The sequence below is a fragment of the Pseudomonas sp. NMI542_15 genome (genome assembly GCF_021283425.1).
In the GTDB taxonomy this organism is placed as follows: Bacteria; Pseudomonadota; Gammaproteobacteria; order Pseudomonadales; family Pseudomonadaceae; genus Aquipseudomonas; species Aquipseudomonas fortuita.
The window spans coordinates 22077-41515 of record NZ_JAJSRO010000018.1 but is presented as its reverse complement, the minus strand read 5'-3'; the positions used below and the strand labels follow the sequence as shown (position 1 = coordinate 41515).

16 protein-coding genes and 1 pseudogene are annotated in these 19439 nt (G+C 64.4%); 5 read left to right on the top strand and 12 right to left on the bottom strand.

Translation table 11 applies throughout. The annotated features are described in order from the left end of the window. Positions 1–13 precede the first annotated feature (13 nt). From LU684_RS22220 to LU684_RS22175, 11 genes and pseudogenes are all read right to left on the bottom strand, one after another. Positions 14–1348 carry an LLM class flavin-dependent oxidoreductase gene (locus LU684_RS22220; RefSeq protein ID WP_060516412.1) on the bottom strand — a complete coding sequence of 445 codons (1335 nt, stop codon included), beginning with the start codon at positions 1346–1348 and terminating at the stop codon, positions 14–16. Positions 1349–1782: 434 nt separating this feature from the next. Continuing rightward, positions 1783–2535 carry an ABC transporter ATP-binding protein gene (locus tag LU684_RS30785; protein WP_442964208.1) on the bottom strand — a complete coding sequence of 251 codons (753 nt, stop codon included), beginning with the start codon at positions 2533–2535 and terminating at the stop codon, positions 1783–1785. Between the two features lie 12 nt (positions 2536–2547). Continuing rightward, positions 2548–3405, bottom strand: a pseudogene (locus LU684_RS30780) (ABC transporter ATP-binding protein); the annotation flags it as partial. Continuing rightward, complete coding sequence (locus LU684_RS22210; RefSeq protein ID WP_016486733.1) at positions 3402–4292, bottom strand: ABC transporter permease; 891 nt, start codon at positions 4290–4292, stop codon at positions 3402–3404. The gene LU684_RS22210 and the pseudogene LU684_RS30780, both read right to left, overlap by 4 nt. A 2-nt stretch (positions 4293–4294) precedes the next feature. Further along, entirely contained in the window at positions 4295–5245 is a 951-nt protein-coding gene (locus LU684_RS22205; protein WP_016486734.1) for an ABC transporter permease, read from the bottom strand. Next, entirely contained in the window at positions 5242–6870 is a 1629-nt protein-coding gene (locus LU684_RS22200; RefSeq protein ID WP_016486735.1) for an ABC transporter substrate-binding protein, read from the bottom strand. Before LU684_RS22200 ends, LU684_RS22205 begins: the two co-directional genes overlap by 4 nt. 129 nt (positions 6871–6999) lie before the next feature. Then, complete coding sequence (locus tag LU684_RS22195) at positions 7000–7794, bottom strand: class II aldolase/adducin family protein (protein ID WP_016486736.1); 795 nt, start codon at positions 7792–7794, stop codon at positions 7000–7002. 23 nt (positions 7795–7817) lie between these two features. Continuing rightward, positions 7818–8762, bottom strand: coding sequence for a D-isomer specific 2-hydroxyacid dehydrogenase family protein (locus LU684_RS22190; RefSeq protein ID WP_016486737.1), 945 nt, complete (start codon positions 8760–8762; stop codon positions 7818–7820). Continuing rightward, positions 8759–9895 carry an acyl-CoA dehydrogenase family protein gene (locus LU684_RS22185; RefSeq protein ID WP_070086608.1) on the bottom strand — a complete coding sequence of 379 codons (1137 nt, stop codon included), beginning with the start codon at positions 9893–9895 and terminating at the stop codon, positions 8759–8761. Before LU684_RS22185 ends, LU684_RS22190 begins: the two co-directional genes overlap by 4 nt. A gap of 217 nt (positions 9896–10112) precedes the next feature. After that, positions 10113–11003 carry a LysR family transcriptional regulator gene (locus tag LU684_RS22180; protein ID WP_016486739.1) on the bottom strand — a complete coding sequence of 297 codons (891 nt, stop codon included), beginning with the start codon at positions 11001–11003 and terminating at the stop codon, positions 10113–10115. A gap of 84 nt (positions 11004–11087) precedes the next feature. Further along, positions 11088–12134 (bottom strand): LacI family DNA-binding transcriptional regulator, encoded by a 1047-nt coding sequence (locus LU684_RS22175; protein ID WP_232895034.1) that lies wholly within the window; start codon positions 12132–12134, stop codon positions 11088–11090. Positions 12135–12394: 260 nt separating this feature from the next. On the opposite strand from LU684_RS22175, the gene LU684_RS22170 reads away from it, so the two are divergent. The 4 genes from LU684_RS22170 to LU684_RS22155 all read left to right on the top strand — a co-directional run bounded on the left by LU684_RS22170 (position 12395) and on the right by LU684_RS22155 (position 18071). Further along, positions 12395–14611, top strand: coding sequence for a TonB-dependent receptor (locus LU684_RS22170; protein ID WP_016486741.1), 2217 nt, complete (start codon positions 12395–12397; stop codon positions 14609–14611). A 152-nt stretch (positions 14612–14763) separates the two neighbouring features. Next, positions 14764–16098 (top strand): LLM class flavin-dependent oxidoreductase, encoded by a 1335-nt coding sequence (locus LU684_RS22165; RefSeq protein ID WP_023047909.1) that lies wholly within the window; start codon positions 14764–14766, stop codon positions 16096–16098. After that, complete coding sequence (mgrA, locus tag LU684_RS22160; RefSeq protein ID WP_016486743.1) at positions 16095–17138, top strand: L-glyceraldehyde 3-phosphate reductase; 1044 nt, start codon at positions 16095–16097, stop codon at positions 17136–17138. The genes LU684_RS22165 and mgrA overlap by 4 nt, the downstream gene beginning before the upstream one ends. Before the next feature lie 3 nt (positions 17139–17141). Beyond that, a complete protein-coding gene (locus tag LU684_RS22155) occupies positions 17142–18071 on the top strand; it encodes an aliphatic sulfonate ABC transporter substrate-binding protein (RefSeq protein ID WP_232895032.1) in 930 nt (309 codons plus the stop codon). A 122-nt stretch (positions 18072–18193) separates the two neighbouring features. Here LU684_RS22155 and LU684_RS22150 read toward each other — a convergent pair whose 3' ends face one another. After that, on the bottom strand, positions 18194–18673 hold the full coding sequence (locus LU684_RS22150) for a GNAT family N-acetyltransferase (RefSeq protein WP_016486745.1): 480 nt from the start codon (positions 18671–18673) through the stop codon (positions 18194–18196). Between the two features lie 124 nt (positions 18674–18797). Between LU684_RS22150 and LU684_RS22145 the strand changes: the two genes are divergently transcribed. Next, a complete protein-coding gene (locus LU684_RS22145; protein WP_016486746.1) occupies positions 18798–19427 on the top strand; it encodes a LysE family translocator in 630 nt (209 codons plus the stop codon). Positions 19428–19439 lie beyond the last annotated feature (12 nt).

Here is a 19439-nt window from a genome sequence, read left to right as displayed (position 1 = left end):
TTGTCTGGGGGGCTCAGGCAAGCGCTGCCTGGTTGCGGCGCAGGGTGTTGCGGTTTTCTGGCACGTCGAGGCCAAAATGGCTGCGCAGGGTTGTATCGCTGTACTCACGGCGAACCAGGCCACGGGCTTGCAGCAGCGGCACCACGTGTTCGGTGAAGTACTGCAGGCCGTCAGGTAGCAATGAGTTGATGATGAAGCCGTCGGCAGCCCCGTTTTCAAACCAGTGCTGCAAGGCATCGGCAACCTGCTCCGGGGTGCCGACGAAGTCCCTGCGCGGGCGCGAAAAGCGCAGTGCCAGTTCGCGCAGGCTCAGGCTTTCATCCCGGGCCAGCTGCTTGAGCTGGTCCGAGGTGCCTTTGTGGCTGTCGTTGCCCAGGGTGCCGAGATCGGGGAAGGGCGCATCCAGATCATGTTGGCTGAAGTCGTAGTCGTTGAAGGGGCGGCCCAGGGCAACCAGGGCATCTTCGATGCTCACCAGGTCGACGGCCTGCTGGTAGCGCTGCTCGACCTCCTCGACATTGCGGCCGACGATGGGGCGGATGCCGGGCAGGATGAACAGTGCGTCCGGGGCGCGGCCATGGCGTGCGGCTCGCTGTTTGAGGTCCTGGTAATAGGCGTGGGCGTCGTCGAACGATTCCGGGCTGACAAAGATGGCGTCGGCGTTCTGCGCCGCGAAGTTGCGGCCGTCTTCCGATACGCCTGCCTGGAAGATCAGCGGCTGGCCCTGGGGCGAGCGCTGGATGTTCAACGGGCCTTTGACCTTGAAGAACTCACCTTGGTGGCCAAGGGTGTGCAACTTGGCCGGGTCGAAGAACTGGCCGCTGTGCTTGTTGCGGGTAAAGGCGTCGTCTTCCCATGAGTCCCACAGCCCCTTGACCACATCCACATGCTCACGTGCAATCCGGTAACGCACGGCATGCGGCGGGTGTTCAGCCTTGCCGAAGTTGTCAGCGGTGCCGGAAAGCCAGGAGGTCACCACGTTCCAGCCTGCGCGCCCGCCGCTGATCAGGTCCAGCGAAGCGAATTGGCGAGCTACCTGGAACGGCTCGGTGTAGCTGACCGTGACCGTGGCCACCAGGCCGATGTGCTCGGTCACCGCCGCCAGTGCCGAAAGGATGGTCAGCGGCTCGAAACGGTTGAGGTAGTGCGGGCTGGAGCGGGCGTGAATGTGCAGGCTGTCGGCGATGAAGGCGAAGTCGAACTTTGCCGCCTCGGCCAGCTTTGCCTGCTGTTTGTAGAAGCCGAAATTGACGCTGGCATCGGCCAGCGCCTGTGGGTGGCGCCATTCGCCCCAGCCGTGGCCGACGCCATGGATCATGGCGCCCAGGCGGATTTGTCGTTTGCTCATCGGAGTACCTGTGGGTTGTGTTGCAAATGGAATGGGGACAGTCATGCGTCACCTGGCCCGTGGGCGAAGATGAAGCAGGGGTGCGGGTGAGAGAGGTGGCATGCGTGCAAGGCTCCTGGGGTGGTCGTGGTGGACGGCCTCCGCCAGGAAAGGGGTCGGTCTGGAGTGACCTTAGCGGGTGTGGGGCGGGGTTGTGAAAGGCTTTGTTGTTCTATGCTAATTATGAAAAACAAAAATAACAGCAGTGCTTAATGATGCTTGATATGCATTTTGAGTTTGAGGCTGACCTGAGATTGCTGGGGGCGCTTTGCGCCCCATTCGCGGCACAAGGCCGCTCCTGCAAGGGACCGCGTTGCCTTGATGAAACGCGGTCCCTTGCAGGAGCGGCCTTGTGCCGCGAATGGGCTGCAAAGCAGCCCCCGAGGCCTTCAAACTCAAGCTGCAACAGTGACCAACCGCCCAGGCACGGCAGCAATCAACTCTCGCGTGTAATCACTCGTCGGCCTGTCGAACACCTGCGCCACCGTCCCGCGCTCCACCACCTGCCCCTGGCGCAGCACCAGCACTTGGTCAGCCATGCTCGCTACCACCGCCAGGTCATGCGATGCCAGCACATAAGCCATGCCCAGCTCCCGTTGCAGCTCATCCAGCAGTGCCAGAATCTGTGCCTGTACCGATACATCCAGCGCACTTACTGGCTCGTCGAGCAGCAACAGTTCTGGCTGTAGTGCCAGCGCCCGGGCGATGGCCACCCGCTGCCGCTGGCCGCCGGACAGTTCGCGGGGCAGGCGGTCAAGGTAATGCAGAGGCAGGTGCACGCGTTCGATCAGTTCGCGTGCGCGCTGCTCCAGTGCCGCACCTTTGAGCAGGCCAAACGCCACCAGCGGCTCGACGATGCTGTCGAACACCGTGAAACGCGGGTCGAGGGCGGCGAAGGGGTTTTGCTGGACCAGCTGCATGCGTCGGCGCAAGGGGCGGAACTGGCGCCAGCCGTGGCCGGTGACGTCCTGTTGGTCGAACAGCACACGGCCCTGGCTGGGCGCCTCCAGGCCAAGGGCGATGCGCAGGGTGGTGCTCTTGCCCGAACCGGATTCACCGACGATGGCCAGCGTTTGCCCCGGGTGAACCTGCAAGTCCAGGCCCTGCAACGCGACAAAGCCGTTGTTCTGGCCTTTTACCTTGGGCAACGCGAACGTTTTGCCAACCCCCTGCAGGCTAAGGATCGGCTTTGCGCCCGGCGGCGGTTGCCGGGGCTGGCGACGGGCACTGAATGCCGGCGCGGCATTGAGCAGGGCGCGGGTGTACGGGTGCTGCGGTGCCTTCAGGATCTGCGCAGGTGAGCCGTGTTCCACCAGCTCGCCCTGTTTCATCACCAGCAGGCGGTTTGCGCGGTCGGTGGCCATGCCCAGGTCGTGGGTGATGATCAGCAATGAGATGCCACGCTCGGCCACCAGCCGCTGCAAATGATCGAGGATTTTGCGTTGCACGGTCACGTCCAGCGCGCTGGTGGGTTCATCGGCGATGATCAGGCGTGGGTTGCCGGCCAGGGCGATGGCAATCAGCACCCGCTGGCGCATGCCGCCAGACAGCTCGTGCGGGTACTGGCGGGCGCGCAGGGCCGGGTTGTCCAGGCCAACCTGGGCGAGGAGTGCCAGCACATCGGCATCCACGCTGCGCGAGCGGACGCCTTGGGCCAGCACCAGTGCCTCACCAATCTGCTGCCCGATGCGCAGGGTGGGGTTCAGGCTGACCATCGGGTCTTGCGGTACCAGGCCCACCGTACGCCCACGCAGCTGGCGCTTCTGCCGCTCGCTGGCGCGCACCACATCCAGCCCGTCAACCCACAGCTGGCCGCTGTCGATGCGCGCCGTGCCTGGTAGCAGGCCGAGCAGGGCGTTTGCCAAGGTCGACTTACCCGAACCTGACTCGCCGACAATGGCCACCGTTTCGCCCTGGCCCAGGCTGAAGGCAAGGTGCTTGACGGCTTGCGTGGTCTGGCCAGAGGCGTGATAACGGATGCTGAGGTCGCGTACCACAAGCAAAGGCTGGTTGTTCATTGTGGGTGTTCCTCGAAGCTGCGGGCAAGGTGGTTGAGGCTGAACACCACGGCGACTACGAACAGGCCGGGCAGCAGCGACACCCAGGGTGCGGTGATCAGGAAGTGCCGGCCGTTGGCAATCAAGGTGCCCCATTCCGCCGCTGGCGGTGCTGCACCAAAACCGAGGAAGCTCAGGCCGGCAGTGGCCAGGATGGCGGCGCCGAAGTCCAAGGTGGCCAGCACGGCCACAGGCCCCCAGGCATTGGGCAGCACATGCCGCAGCAAGGTGCGGCGCCAGCTGGCGCCACCCAGGCGTGCGGCCTCGACATAGGGCAGGGTCTTGACCCGCAGCACTTCGCCGCGGGTGGTGCGGGCAAAGCCGGGGATGATGCCGACGCCGACGGCGATCGCCACCGGCACCGTGCCAAAACCGATAGCGGTAACGATGGCCAGGGCCAGCAGCAGGCCGGGCAGGGCCAACAGTACATCGACCAGGCGCATGAGGGCGGCATCCAGACGCCCGCCGGCAAACCCGGCGAGTACGCCCAGGCTCAAGCCGCCTGCCAGGGCAATGCCAACTGCCAGCAATGCCGCCTGCACCGACAGGCTGGCGCCATACACCACGCGGGTATACAGGTCACGGCCCAGCTCGTCGGTGCCGAACCAGTGGACGGCGTCAGGGGCCCGTAGCTTGTCGACCGGCGACGTGGCGTAAGGGTCGAAACTGGTCAGCCAGTGCGGCGCCAGTGCCGCCAGCAGGGCGAACAGCACCACCAGCAGCGCCAGGCTGAAGCCTGGTCGCGCCAGCAAAGGGGCGAGCGCCTGGCCCAAGCGTTGCAGGCGTGTGCGGCGCTTCCAGGTGGCTGACGGTGGGGCAGCACACAGGAGGTGAGTATCGGCGGTCATGGTCAGGTCACCTTCGTGGCATGGGCGATTCGGGGGTCAAGGTACGGGTAGAGCAGGTCGACGATCAGGTTCACCAGCACGAAGGCTGCCGCCGATACCGCCACAATCGCCAGCACCACCGGAATGTCCTGGCGCAGCACAGCTTCCTGGGCCAAACGGCCAACGCCGTTGCGCGAAAAGATGGTTTCGACCAGTACGGCCCCGGACACCGTGTTGCCCACCTGCAAACCGACCAGGGTCAGAATTGGCAGGGCAGCATTGCGCAGGCCGTGTCGTGCCTGCACCTGCGCACGGCTCAGGCCTTTGGCGAATGCGGTGGCGATGTAGGGCTCCTGCCACACACCCTGGAAACCGCGTTGCAACACTTGCGCGTACACCGCAGCACTGGGGATGGCCAGCGTCACCGCCGGCAGTACCAGGCTGGCAAACCCCTGGCTGCCGGTGGCCGGGAACCAGCCCAGGCCAAAGGCGAAAACCTGGATCAATAGCAGCCCCATCCAGAACACCGGTACCGAAAAACCCAGTGACGGCAAGCGTGACAGCGCCACCTTCAGCGGTTGCCATTGCAGGTAGGCGGTGAGGTAGGCCAGGCCGATGCCGCCCAGCAACGACAGCGCGATGGCAAAGCCAGCGAGGGCCAGGGTTTGCGGCAGGCGCTCGGCCAGCAGCGCGGTCACTGGGCGGTTCAGTGACAACGACTGGCCCAGGTCACCGTGCAGTGCCCGCCATAGCAGGTCGAAATACTGCTCGAAAATGCCCTTGTCCAGGCCGTAGTAGGCGCGTGCCTTCGCCAGGTCCTCGGGCGACAGGCCATCGGCTTCCATACCCGAGGCGCTGAGCATGATCGCCAGGGTGTCACCAGGCAGCAGATAGAGAATGAAGTAGGTGATGGTGTAGGCGCCCCACAGCACCAGCAGCGCCTGGCCGATGCGGCCGATCAGGTAGCGGTTCATGGCTGCGCGACCTGGATGTCACTGAGGAAGGCAAAACCTTCGGCGGTCCAGCGGAAGTCCTTGACCCGAGGTGCGGTGGCGGCTTGCCACACGCGTTCGTACAGCGGGAACGCCGAGGCTTCGTCAACCAGCAGGTCTTGCAGCTGGCCATAGGCCTGTGCGCGTTGTTCGTCGTGGGTGGCGGTAATGCCGTTGTCGAACAAGGTTTGTGCCTGGGCCAGTGCGTGTGGCTCGTAAGTATTGGTGGCCAAGGTGGCACTGCTGGCGGCGCGCGGGTCGAGGATGGTCTGCAGGATGATCGGATCGGCGCGGGTCATGTAGGTGGAGGTGAGGTCGTAGTTGCCCGAAGCGTTGCCGGCCACCCATTCGGCACGGGTCAGCACGTTCAGCTTGAGGTCGATGCCAACCTTGCGCAGTTGGTCCTGCACCAGCACATCACCGGCGCTTTCGGCAGGGGTGAGGTTGTAGCGCAGGGTCAGGCGTTTGCCGTCCTTGTGCCGGTAGCCGTCATCGCCCTTGCGCCAGCCGGCGGCATCCAGCAGGCGCTCGGCGCCCTGCGGGTCGTAGGCCAGTTTGCTGGTCTGTGGTTTGAAGTACGGCGTGGTCACGTCGTACACGCCGGTCACCACCGGGAATTCGGCGTTGTAGACGGTGTGCGCATAGCTGGTGCGGTCGATGGCCTTCTGCAAGGCCAGGCGCACCTGGCGGTCACCCAGCAGGCGGCCGTTGCGGGTGTTGGGGTAAAGGTTGAGCGCCGGGCCTGGCAACGAGCGGCTCTGGATGGCCGCACCCTTTGCCTGGAACAGCTTCAGGTCAACCTCGGAGAACGGGTTACGTGGCCAGAGGATGTCAGCCTTGCCCTGCAGGAACAGGCCGTTGCGCACGCTTTCTTCGGGGATATAGCTGATCTCCACGCGGTCCAGGTGGGCGGCGCCAGGGTTTTTGACGTTGGCCGAGGCCCAGGCATAGTCCGCTCGCTTGACCAGGCGTGCGCCGACTTCCGGGGTGTAGTGTTCGAGGATGAACGGGCCGGTGCCGATGATTTTGCCCAATGAACGCTCCTGGGCACTGAGCGCGTAGGAGGCCGGGGCGAGAATGGCCAGGTTGGTGGTGGATGTGGCCTGCAGGAAGCCGGCGTTGGGCCGTGAAAGCACCAGGCGGACGGTGAACGGGTCGACCACTTCGGCATGGTCGAAGCCGGCCAGGTAGGTGGCGCCGAATGTGGCGGGCAGTTGTGCAGCGAAGGCCTTGTTGCTGTCGAAGGCCGTTTTCACGGCTTGGGCGTCGAAGCGCTCGCCGTTGCTGAAGGAGACGTCCTGGCGCAGGTGGAAGGTGTACTGCAGCGCGTCGTCGCTGACCTCCCAGCTGCTGGCCAGCCAAGGGATGATGCGGCCTGTGGCCGGGTCCTGGTCAGTGAGCGATTCGGCGACGTTGCGCAGCAGTACGCGGTGCTCCAGCCAGTAGACCTGGAACGGGTCGACGCTGACCAGCGTGGTGTTGTCGCCCCAGAAGGCGATGTTCAGGGTTTTGCTGGTGGCATCTTCGCCGGAGGGGGAGCAGGCGGCGAGCGTGAAGGCCAGGGTGGCGCAGGCCAGCAGGCTTCTGGCCAGGTGTAATGGGGGCATTGGGTGATCCTTAAATGGGGTATGAGGTGTTTGTTCGGGCCCTATCGCCGGCAAGCCAGCTCCCACAGGATCACCACAGGCCTCAATCCAGTGGGGTTCTTGTGGGGGCTGGAGGCCACAGAAAACCTGTCAGTCCTGGTAATCCAGCCCCTCCCGGTCCAGCTGCCGGATCAGCGCATCCCAGTGCCGCTGGATCCCTTCACCCAACCCGTCGGAAAACCGCTTGGACTGCTCATGCACCTTGGCAATCGCCGTCGGCGCAGCATGCAGCAACTGGTCATTGCCTCCGGCCTGCGCCGCTACCTGGATGTTGCAGGCCCGCTCCAGCCCGTGCAGTTCACGGAAGGCATGCTCTACGCTGACACCCCCGGTCAGCAGGCCATGGTTGCGCAGGATGAGGATGTTGCTGTCGCCCAGGTTGGCCACCAGCCGCTGCTGCTCGTCCAGGTCCAGGGCGACGCCTTCGTAGTCGTGGTAAGCCACCCGGCTGTAGTACGCCAGGGCGTGCTGCGAGATCGGCAGCAGGCCGTCGCGCTGCGCTGACACCGCCGCGCCATCGCGGGTGTGGGTGTGCAGCACGGCCTTGAGGTCCTGCCGGGCGCGGTGGATCGCGCTGTGAATCACATAGCCCGCCTGGTTGATGCCCAGGCCCAGCGGGTCGTCGATGATGGTGCCGTCCACGTCGACTTTCACCAGGTTGGACGCGGTGATCTCGTCGAACAGCAGGCCAAAGGCATTGATCAGAAAATGCTCGTCGGGCCCTGGCACGCGTGCCGAAAAGTGGGTGTAGATGTGGTCTGTCCAGCGGAACAGCGCGGCCAGGCGGTAGGCGGCGGCCAGTTTGACCCGCACCTCCCACTCTTCGGCGCTGACCCGTTGGCGTACGGTGTTTTCCTGGGCGATGACGACAGACAGTGCAGTCATGGTGTTCTCCAATAAGTGTGGGTTCAGTAGCCGCGCTGGGTGTCGACCAGGTTGTGCAGCGGTGCCTGTTCGCGGTAACGGGCGAAGTTGTCGAGAAACGCATCGAGCAGGGCCGGGTAACCGTCCTCGGAAATCGCCGAGGTGTGCGGTGACAGAAACACCCGAGGATGCTGGTACAGCGGGTGGCCCGCCGGCAGTGGTTCCGGATCGGTGACATCAAGGCTGGCGCGGCCGATCAGGCCGCTTTCCAGGGCTTCGAGCAGGGCCTGCTGGTCCAGCAGCCCGCCACGGGCGATGTTGATCAGGTGCAGCCCGGGCTTGGCCTGGGCCAGCACCTGACGGTCGATCAGGCCGTGGGTGGCGGGGGTGAGCGGGGCGGCGATGACCAGGTGATCGCTGCTGGCAAAAAGTTGCTGCAGGTTGTCGACGCGCTGCACGCCCGGCACCTGGGCAATGGGCTGGCCTGGGCGGTTCAGCGCCAGTACTGACATGCCCAGCGCCACCGCCTTGCGTGCCAGGCTCTGGCCGATGCTGCCGAAGCCGAAGATGCCCAAGGTGCGACCACGCACGGGGGCCAGCGGGGTCAGGCGCCAGTCGGCGTCCTTGACCCACAGGCCTGGCAACTGCTTGGCCGCAGCAAACACCAGGCCCAGGGCGAATTCGGCCACCTGCTCGGCATTGGCGCCGCGGCCACTGGTGACCGGCGGGCCCTGAAACACCCAGCCAGGGTAGAAGTCGATGCCCGAGGACACCACCTGCACCCAGCGCAACGACCATGGCCAGCCCGCTGGAGGGTTGTCCACGCGGTTGCCGCGTACATTGATCGGGCGCACGATGAACACGTCGGCAGGAACGTCCAGATGCAACTGGCCCGGGGCGATATCGATCACCTCATGGTCGGGCAACCGTTCGCGCAGGTACTGGTTGGCCGGTGCGTCCAGCTGGCTGGCGATGATCGAATGGCTCATGCTGCCACCTCTGCCAAGGCGGCGCGGCCAACATGGCCGAGTACCACGTCATCCTGAGGGGTGTGGATGCGGCTGCACAGCACATCACGGTAGTGCCGCTCCAGCGGGTTGCGCCGCGACAGGCCAGGGTTGCCGGCAGCCTCGATGGCCAGTTCCACGGCCTGGATGGCGTTGCGGCTGACCAGGTGCTTGAGCTGCCCGGCGTGGCGCGGATCGACCTGCCCGGTCACGGCCGCGTTCAACAGGCTCTGGTTGGCGAACAGCAAGGTGTCGATACGCCCGACCACGTCCTGGAAACGCGGCAGGCTGGCCAGCGGTGCGCCGAGGTTGGATGGCGCCCGCTGGTTCAGGAACTGCACCAGCCAGTCGCGTGCGGCCTGGGCCACCCCGTCGTACAGCGCAGGCAGCAACACTGCCATCCACAGCAGGCCGGTGCTGTCGAGCTCGGCGCGCGGTGCGCTGGCCGGGCTGACGCTGACGGCATGATCGAGCGGGATCAGCACCTCGTCGAACTGCACTTCATGGCTGCAGGTGGCGCGCATGCCCAGGTGGTCCCAGTCTTCGACGATGCGGATGCCCGGGGTGTCCTTGCGCACCAGGAAACCGCCCACCAGTGGGTCCTGGTCGTCGCTGCGGGCCCATACCAGGTACCAGGTCAGGCCGTGGCTGCCGGTGGAGTAGATCTTGCGCCCGGACAACCGCCAGCCCTCGGCGGTGCGCCGGGCGACGGTGGCCGGCAGGCCGCCGCGGGCGGGCGTGCCCAGTTCGGGTTCGACGCGAAACGCGTTGATCAGCGCGCCGTCGGCCACCGCGTCGCGGGCCACTTGCAGGCGCAGGTGCTCGGGCCAGCGGTCTTCGTCCTGCAGGCGAAAGTGCTGCAGATACTGCATTACGAGGATCAGTGCGGTGGACGGGCAACCTTTGCCGACAGCGGCGACTACCTGGCGCGCACTGGCCAGGTCGGCGCCACCGCCGCCCAAATGGCGCGGCACGGTGAAACCCAGCAGGCCGTGACGCTGCAGCAGGTCGAAGTTATCGGCGGGGAACTGGCCGCTGCGGTCGTAGCGTTCGGCGTTGGCGGCCAGGGCCTGGGTGAGTTCGGCAAGCGCGCTGGCAGAAGGGGGGTGACTCATGGGTATTCATCCCTGGAACACGTTGGTTTCTAAGACCGTATTCGTATGGATGAGCGCTGTAAAAGTCTTTTTGGTTCTATGCTAATTATTAGTTGTAAGAATTACTTTTGGATCAAGTTATGCGTGTTGGTTATTTTATTGCGATTGAGTTGCCAAGGGCTGCTGCGCAGCCCAATCGCGACGCAAGGCCGCTCCCGCAAGCGCTTGCGCTTTCGGCTCACCCGCAGAGTTGCTGCCCTGCCACCCGGCCAAACTGCTCAACCGGCTCCTGCAGGTTGCCCAGGTAGCGCGGGTGGAACAACCACAAATCCACCTGCGGCTTGAAATCCGTCACATTGACCACGTCCAGTGCATCGCGGTGGCGGCTGTTCTGCAACAAGGGCTCGGGCACCAGCCCAAGCCCTTGCCCATTGGCCACCAGCCCGAGCTGCAGCTCGGTGCCGAAGGTCTCCAGGTTGATCGACAGTCTCAGCCCCTGCTCGCTCAGGGCGCGCTGCAGCCCGGCGCGAAAGCCGCAACCATCGGGGTTGAGTACCCACCCACGGGTGTAGCAGTCCTTGAGTTTGAGGCTGCGCTTGCCGACAGTGCCCTTGGCCGCCACCACGCGCAGCGGCATGCGTGCGATCGACTGGCTGGCGATGCCCTCGGGGAAGATCTTGCCGGGCGGGAACAGTGCCGCGGCGCCATCCAGCTCGCCGTTTTCCATGCGTGCGATCAGGCTGCTGCCCCAGCCACTGGTGACCTGGGTGCGCAGGTCGGGATAGGTTTCACGAATTTGTGCCAAGGCATCGAGCAGCACCACATCGCCAAGGGTTTGCGGCACGCCCAGGCGCAGGGTCCCGGACGGGGCACCGTCGTTGGCCACCAGTTCACGCAGCGAGTCGATCTCACGCAAGATCGCCTTGCACTGCTCGTACACCCGCAGGCCCATGGGGGTCGGCTTCAGCGGCTTGGTGTTGCGGTCGAGCAGGGTGGCGCCCAGGTCTTCCTCGAAGTTTTGCACCCGGCGGGTGATGGCCGGCTGGGTCAGTTGCAGGGCCTCGGCGGCGAGGTTGGTCGACTGGCAACGGATGACCGCCACGAAGGCGTCCATGTCATCGATTTTCATATTCGGCGCTCACATATTGGGGCGGTGGGACATACCGTAGGAGAATAATCCTCAATGGCCGGGTTGTCACAGCGCCTGTGCATCTCACGCGCTCTCGCGGGCAATCAACTCACACGCCAACAGGTTAAGCCGTTGCACCTCACCCTCACACGCTACCACCCCCAGGTGCTGCAGCACCCGCAACGCCGCCAGTTCGCCAATTGCCCGCGAGGGCGGGCGCAGGGTGGTCAGGCTGGGCAACAGCATGTCGGCAAAGGGGTAGTCGCCAAAGCCGACGATGGCCATGTCTTCGGGCAGGCGCAAACCGGCGCGCTGGCCCGCCAGGAGGGCGCCGGCAGCCAGGTTGTCATTGGCGAAGATGATCGCTTCGGGCCGTGGCTGGCGACGAATCAATGCTTCCATTGCCTGCTTGCCCGCCTCGAACGGTGCGCAGTCGGTTGCGGGCACGAACACCCAAGGCTCCAGCCCGGCTTCATGCAATGCCGCAATATAGCCATCGCGCCGCTCCAGCGCACTCAGGTCGCCGGCCGCACTGTTTTGCACGAAGGCAATGCGCCGGTGGCCCTTGTCCAGCAGGTAGCGGCAGGCCTGCACGCCTACCTGGTGATGAAGGAAACCCACTTGCAAGGGCGCCCGCTCAGGGCGGTAGTCCCAGATTTCCACGACGGGCACGTCTGCGTCGGCCAGCATCTTTTCCGTGGCCGGGCTGTGGAAATGGCTGGTCACCACCAACGCTGCCGGCGACCAGCCGAGAAAGGCCCGTACTGCGCTTTCTTCTTGCGCTTCGCTGAAATAACTGGAGGCCAGCAATAACTGGTAGCCGTGGCTGCTGAGGGTGTCGCTGAACGCCTGGATAGTCTGGGCGAAGATCGGCCCGGAGATATTCGGGATCACCATGCCGACAATGCGCCCACGGGCCGAGGCCAGCCCACCAGCGACCAGGTTGGGCACATAGCCCAGCGCCTGCACGGCGGCTTCGATACGCTCGCGTAAAGGCGGCGAAACCTGGTCTGGCTGGTTGAAGTAGCGCGACACGCTGATAGCCGAAACCTCAGCGGCCCGTGCCACCTCGGCGAGGGTGACACGGCCTGCGCCACGGCGCTTGCGGGGGGGATCCTTGGCCTGGCTCACCGGGCTGCCTCCTGGGGAAATGGCGCGATGGTAGCGCTAACGGGAAGTGGGTTGGCAAATAGCTTTATTGCATATCAATCTGACTTTTAAGTATTTGACGTGCTAAGCAACGCCCTCTGATACTTGCCCATGTTAGCGCTAACAAGCGCAGCTGTTGGCAATCGCCTGCCACTCGCACGAGCGAGACCAGACAACCACAGCAACTTCGTGTCGGCCCCGTCAGATGGGGCCTGGTCTGGTTTCCCGAGGCAGTGAGCACCATGCACAAAAGCCGTACACCGTTCCCCGCTACGCAACGTCGGCCATTGGCCGCAGCCATCTTGCTGGCCGCTTTTGGCCAAGGTGCCCAAGCAGCCGAACCGGCCGAAGCGGGGGTTGCGCAGGCCGCTGCATTAGGCGCGGTCACCGTCACCGCCACGCGCCGCGAAGCCACGCTGCAGGAAGTGCCGGTGGCGGTGTCGGTTATCGATGGCGAACAGCTGGAGCGCGACAACCGCAACAACGTTGCCAGCATCGTCCAGCAGGTGCCTACCCTCAATTACCGCGCCGGCGCCTCGAACAAGGACACCTCGCTGTTCATCCGTGGCGTGGGCACCATTTCTACCTCGCCCGGCGTCGAGCCCACCGTGGCGACGGTGGTCGATGGCGTGGTGTTCGGCCGCCCGGGGCAGTCGACCCTCGACCTGCTCGACCTCGAACGCATCGAGGTATTGCGCGGGCCACAGGGCACCCTGTTTGGCAAGAACGCCTCGGCGGGTGTACTCAACGTGGTCAGTAAGGCCGTCCCCGAACAGACCCAGGGCTATGTGGACTATTCGCACTTTGGCGCTGGCGACGAGAACCGCCTGCGTTTTGGGATTGGCGGGCGTCTGAGCGAGCAGTTCAAGGGTTCGTTGAGCACCTTGTGGGGCGACTACGATGGCAATGTCGAGAACGTTGCCAATGGCCACGACGTCAATGGCTATGCACGCAAAGGCGCCCGCGGCAAGCTGGAGTTCGAGCCCAACGAAGACGTGCGCCTGACCCTGATCGCCGACTACATGAAGGGCGAGGACACCTTGCCCAGCGGCGTCATCACCAGCGCCAGTGCCGCATTTGCCAGCCAGTTGCGCCCGGTGACGCCAAGTGCCCACAACCGCGACATCAACAGCGACTTCAAGACCCACGTCGAGGACGAGAACCAGGGGCTTTCGGCGCAACTGGACTGGCAGCTGGGCGACTACACCCTGACGTCGATCAGCGCCTGGCGGGGCTGGGACAACACCCAGTACCAGGACGGCGACCGGCGTGCCTTGCTGCCGGTCACGGCGTCCCATGACAAGGGCACGGTGGACTATGACCAGTACAGCCAGGAGTTTCGCCTGACCTCGCCCAAAGGGCAGTTCAACGAATATGTGCTGGGCGCCTTCTACATGCATGGCACGTCCAACGAGACCTACCAGCGCCTGTCGGTCAATGGCGGCGTGGCCAACCGTGGCCGCGCCGACTATTCCACCACCAACGACAGTGTCGCGCTGTTCGGTGAAAACACCTTCAACTTCACCGATGACCTGCGTGCCATTTTCGGCCTGCGCTGGACCCACGACGACCTTGAGTACGATCATCGCCGCGTCTCCACCTCGGCCAGCGCAGTGACCGGTATCCAGCCTTCGACCGCAAGCTCCGGCTCGGTTGACGAGGACGGCTGGAGCGGAAGGACCGGCCTGCAATATGATTTCAATGACAACCTGACCGGTTATGTCACGTACTCGCGCGGCTACAAAGGGCCGGCCTATAACGTGTTCTTCAACATGCAGCCGCGCGACACCGAGGCACTCAAGCCCGAAACGTCGGATGCGTACGAAATCGGCTTGAAAAGCACGGCGCTGGATAATCGCCTGACCGCCAACCTGGCCGTATTCCATACCGACTACGACAACTACCAGGCCAACTTCTTCGACACCGTGGCCAACCAGGTGGTAACCCGCCTGGTCAACGCCGGCAAGGTCAAGACCCAGGGTGTGGAGCTGGATGCCAGCTTCCAGGCCACCTCGCGGCTGAAGCTGTCGACAGCCGTGGCCTACACCAAGGCCCGTGTCGATCACTTCAATTGCCCGGCGGGTGCGGCGGCCAACTGCAACATCGATGGCGGTCGCCTGCCGTTCACGCCCGACTGGAAGACCTACCTGCGCGCCGATTACGTGATCCCGCTGGACAACGGCCTGGATGTGGAGCTGAGCAGCGATTACAGCTGGCAGGACGCCGTGCAGTTCAGCCTCGACCAGAACCCGGACACCGTGCAGGGCGCCTATGGCATCTGGAACGCCAGCATTGCCCTGGCCGATTACAACGACGGCTGGCGCGTAGCCCTGTTGGGCAAGAACCTGGGCGACAAATCGTATGCGCAGATGCTGGCCAGTGGCGGCGACTACATCTACCGCTCAGTACCGCGGGATGACGGGCGCTACTTCGGTGTGCAACTGCGCAAGGATTTCTGAGTGGCGGCCTGTGGCCTGTACCGGCCTCATCGCCGGCAAGCCAGCGCCCACAGGTACAGCGCAGCCTGAATGAATTGCGTGCTCCCTGTGGGAGCCGGCTTGCCGGCGATGGGCCGCAAAGCGGCCCCAATCGAGATTTCAAGGAGAACAACATGCCCCGCCAAATGAATCTGGGCGCCTTCCTCATGGCTACCGGTCACCACGTGGCCGCCTGGCGCCACCCGGACGTACCGGCCGACCCGCTGGATTTCGCCACCTACAAGCGCACCGCACAAATCGCCGAAGCCGCGTGCTTCGATGCCTTGTTCGTCGCCGACAGCGTCGCCGCGCCCAGCGACCCGCTGGCCAGCCACAGTGCCCGCTCGGTGTACTTCGAACCACTGACCCTGTTGTCGGCGCTGAGTGCAGTCACCGAACGCATCGGCCTGATCGCCACAGCCACCACCAGTTACAACGAGCCGTACCATGTGGCACGCAAGTTCGCCTCGCTGGATCACCTGTCCGCAGGCCGTGCCGGCTGGAACCTGGTCACCTCCGACGCTGCCGCCGAGGCCGGCAACTTTGGCCGCCAGACGCACATCCCACATGCCGAGCGTTACGCCCGCGCCCGCGAATTCCAGCAGGTGGTGCAAGGGCTTTGGGACAGCTGGGCCGATGATGCGTTCGTGCGCGACAAGGCCAGTGGCCTGTTCCACCACCCGCAGGCGGTGCGTACCCTTGACCATGTGGGCGAGCACTTTCGCGTCAAAGGCCCACTCAATGTCGCCCGCTCCCCACAGGGGCGACCTGTGCTGGTGCAGGCTGGCTCGTCCGAAACCGGCCGCGAGCTGGCTGCACAAAGCGCCGAGGTGGTGTTCACCGCCCAGCCGAGCCTGGCCCGGGCACAAGCTTTTTACGCCGACCTCAAGGGCCGGCTGGCGCGTCATGGGCGGGATGAGCAATCGCTGAAGATCATGCCCGGCGTGTTCGTGGTGGTGGGGCAAAGCCAGGCGCAGGCCGAGGACAAGTACGAACAGTTCCAGGCGCTGGTCGACCCGCGGGTCGGCGTTGGCCTGCTCGGGCGCATGCTCGGTAACTTCGACCTCTCCGGCTACCCGCTGGACAGCCCGCTGCCAGCGTTGCCGCCTACCGAGGATGGCCAGCGCAGCCGCCAGCAACTGCTGACCGAACTGGCCGGTAACGAACAGCTGACCCTGGCCCAGCTGGGCCGGCGCATCGCCGGTGGGCGAGGGCACTACAGCCTGGTCGGCACCCCGACGCAGATCGCCGATGAGCTGCAAGCCTGGTTCGAAGGCGGCGGCGCCGATGGCTTCAACGTGCTGGTGCCGCACCTGCCCCTGGGCCTGGAAGACTTCGCTGTGCAGGTGGTGCCCGAGTTGCAGCGGCGCGGCCTGTTCCGCCGTCAGTACCAGGGCCACACCCTGCGCGAGCACCTGGGCCTGCAGCGCCCAGCCAACCCTTACTTTGCCGAACGAGGCCAACCATGAGCTACACCGCCAACCCCGAGCGCTATGCGCGCATGCCTTACCGTCGTGTCGGTCGCAGCGGCCTGGTGCTGCCGGCCCTGTCCCTGGGCCTGTGGCACAACTTTGGCGATGCCACGCCCATCACCACCCAGCGCGCCTTGCTGCACACGGCGTTCGATGCCGGTATCAACCATTTCGACCTGGCCAACAACTACGGCCCGCCCTATGGCAGTGCCGAGACCAACTTCGGCCGGCTGCTGCGCGAGGACCTGCGCAGCTACCGTGACGAGCTGATCATTTCCAGCAAGGCCGGCTGGGACATGTGGCCGGGACCGTATGGGCAGGGCGGCAGCTCGCGCAAATACCTGATCGCCAGCCTGGACCAGAGCCTGGCGCGCCTGGGCCTGGATTACGTTGACATCTTCTATTCGCACCGCTTCGACGCCGATACCCCGCTGGAAGAAACGGCCATCGCACTGGCCGATATCGTGCGCCAGGGCAAGGCGCTGTACATCGGCATTTCGTCCTACTCGGCCGGAAAGACCGCTGAAATTGCGGCGTTGCTGCAAGCCCTGAAGGTACCGCTGCTGATCCACCAGCCGTCGTACAACCTGTTCAACCGCTGGATCGAACGGGACCTGCTCGACACCACCGATGCCTTGGGTGCCGGGGTGATTGTATTCACTGCCCTGGCCCAGGGCCTGCTCAGCGACAAATACCTCAATGGCATCCCGACCGACGCCCGGGTGAACCGTGCGGGTGGTGGCTCGCTGTTGCCCCAGCACTTGTCGCAAGCCAACATCGCCCGCGCACGCGCCCTGAACGACATTGCCCGCCAGCGTGGCCAGAGCCTGGCCCAACTGGCACTTGCCTGGACACTGCGCGACCCAAGGGTGAGCTCTGCGCTGATTGGTGCCAGCCGGCCCGAGCAGATCACCGAGAACGTGGCCGCGCTCGACAACCTGGCCTTCACGGCCGAAGAACTGGCCGCCATCGACCAGTACGCTGTGGAAGGCGGGATCAACTTGTGGGAAAAACCCTCGACCGACTGGAAGGAATGACCCATGCGCTTACTACGCTTTGCCATGCTGCTGATGCTGGCCTTGGCCGGCGCGGCCCAGGCCGCAGACCCGGCCACCTTGCGTATTGGCTATCAGAAGGGCTCGATCAGCCTGGTGCTGGCAAAGCAGCATCGGCTGCTGGAGCAACGCTTTGCCAGCACCCGCGTGCAATGGATCGAGTTTCCCGCGGGCCCGCAGATGCTTGAAGCATTGAACATCGGCAGCCTTGATATTGGCTCTACCGGTGATATTCCGCCGATCTTCGCCCAGGCCGCCGGCGCCGACCTGTTGTACCTGGGGGCCGAGCCGCCCAAGCCGCAGGCTGAAGTGATCCTGGTGCCGAAAGACAGCCCGATCAGGGCAGTAGGGGAGCTCAAGGGCAAGCGTATTGCCCTGCAGAAGGGTTCCAGCGCCCACAACCTGCTATTGCGTGCCTTGGCCAAGGCCGGGCTGAGCATTGGTGATGTTCAGCCAGTGTGGCTGGCGCCTGCCGATGCCCGGGCGGCATTCGAGCGGGGCAGCGTGGATGCCTGGGCAATCTGGGACCCGTTCTACTCCGCCATCGACCTGGAGGGTAAGGCGCGTCTGCTGGCCGACGGCCAAGGGTTGGGGCTGATTGGGCCGTTCATGCTGGGTTCACGCACCTATGTCGAAGCCAATGGCGCCTTTGTCGGGCAATTGCTGGACGAAATCAGCCGGGCCGAGGCACTTACCCGCAGCGACGAGGCTGGGAGCATCCACGTGCTGGCACAGTTCATGGGTTTGCCAGAAGCGGTGGTGCAGCGCAGTTTCAGCCACCGGCCGGCGTCACCCGTGCTGCCGGTGAGTGATGAGATCGTGGCGGCGCAGCAGCGTACGGCACAGTTGTTCTTCGACAACAAGGTACTGCCCCAGCGGGTCGACATTGCCGGGGCAGTGTGGCGGCGGCAGTAACTTTACCTGCCCGGGCCCTATCGCCGGCAAGCCAGCTCCCACAGGATTAGCAGTGCCCTAAAGGGTTATACAGTACCTGTGGGAGCTGGCTTGCCGGCGATAGGGCCGCATCAGCAAGCGTGTCACCCGCGGGCGAATGCCGCCAGCTTCTCGCCATCCAGCCGGTAGCGGACCCACTCATCCTGCGCCTCGGCCCCCAGCTTCTGATAGAAGCCGATCGCCGGCTCGTTCCAGTCCAGCACGCTCCATTCCAGGCGCCCGCAATTGTTCGCCACCGCCTCGCGGGCAATATGTCGCAGCAGTTGCCGGCCAGCACCGTCGCCACGCTGTTCAGGCGTGACATACAGGTCTTCCAGATAAATACCGTTGCGCCCGAGCCAGGTCGAGTAGCTGTAGAAGTACACGGCAAAACCGACTGCCCGGCCATCGCGTTCGCACATCAGACTACGCACTGTGCTGCCCTCGTCGAACAGGCTGTGCTCGATGTCGGCCAGGGTGGCGACCACCTCGTGGCGGGCACGTTCATACTCGGCCAGCTCGGTAATGAAGGCCAGGATCTGCTCGGCATCGGTGCGAACGGCTGGGCGAATGGTGAGGCTCATGGTGACGGCTTCCTTGATCCGGGTTAGCGGTACAGTGATGTGTATCTGAATAATTTAATATAACTGTATCGGTCGCTAGAGAGGGCGACTCCGTTAGTGTGACAGCACCTATAACGAAAGTGGAATGCCCGCCATGCTTGCCTCTGCCGACCTGTTGATCGCTTTCGTGCTGTTTGCCTTTGTATCGTCCATCACTCCCGGCCCCAACAACACCATGTTACTGGCCTCGGGGGTGAACTTCGGCGTGCGTCGTTCGGTCCCTCATGCCCTGGGTATCAGCATCGGTTTCATGGTCATGGTGCTGGCCGTGGGCTTGGGCCTGGGTGAAGTGTTCAAGGCCTGGCCGCCGCTGTACACGGCGCTGCGCTATACCGGCGCCGCCTACCTGCTGTATCTGGCCTGGAAAATAGCCACTTCCGGGCCAGTCGGCACGGCCTCCTCGAGCGCCCGCAAGCCGCTGGGGTTCTGGGGCGCAGCGGCGTTCCAGTGGGTCAACCCCAAGGCCTGGGTCATGGCGGTGGGTGCGATTACCACCTACACACCGGCGCAAGGCTATGTGACCAACGTGATCGTCATCGCCGCCTTGTTTGCCTTGGTCAACCTGCCTAGCGTCGGTGTGTGGGTAATGTTCGGCAGCGCCCTGCGCAACGTATTGCAGAACCCGCGCTGGCTGATGCTGTTCAATGTCCTGATGGCCTTGTTGCTGGTGATTTCACTCTACCCGCTGCTGTTTGTAGAATCGGCGTTTTCTTAGCCCCGCGAGTGA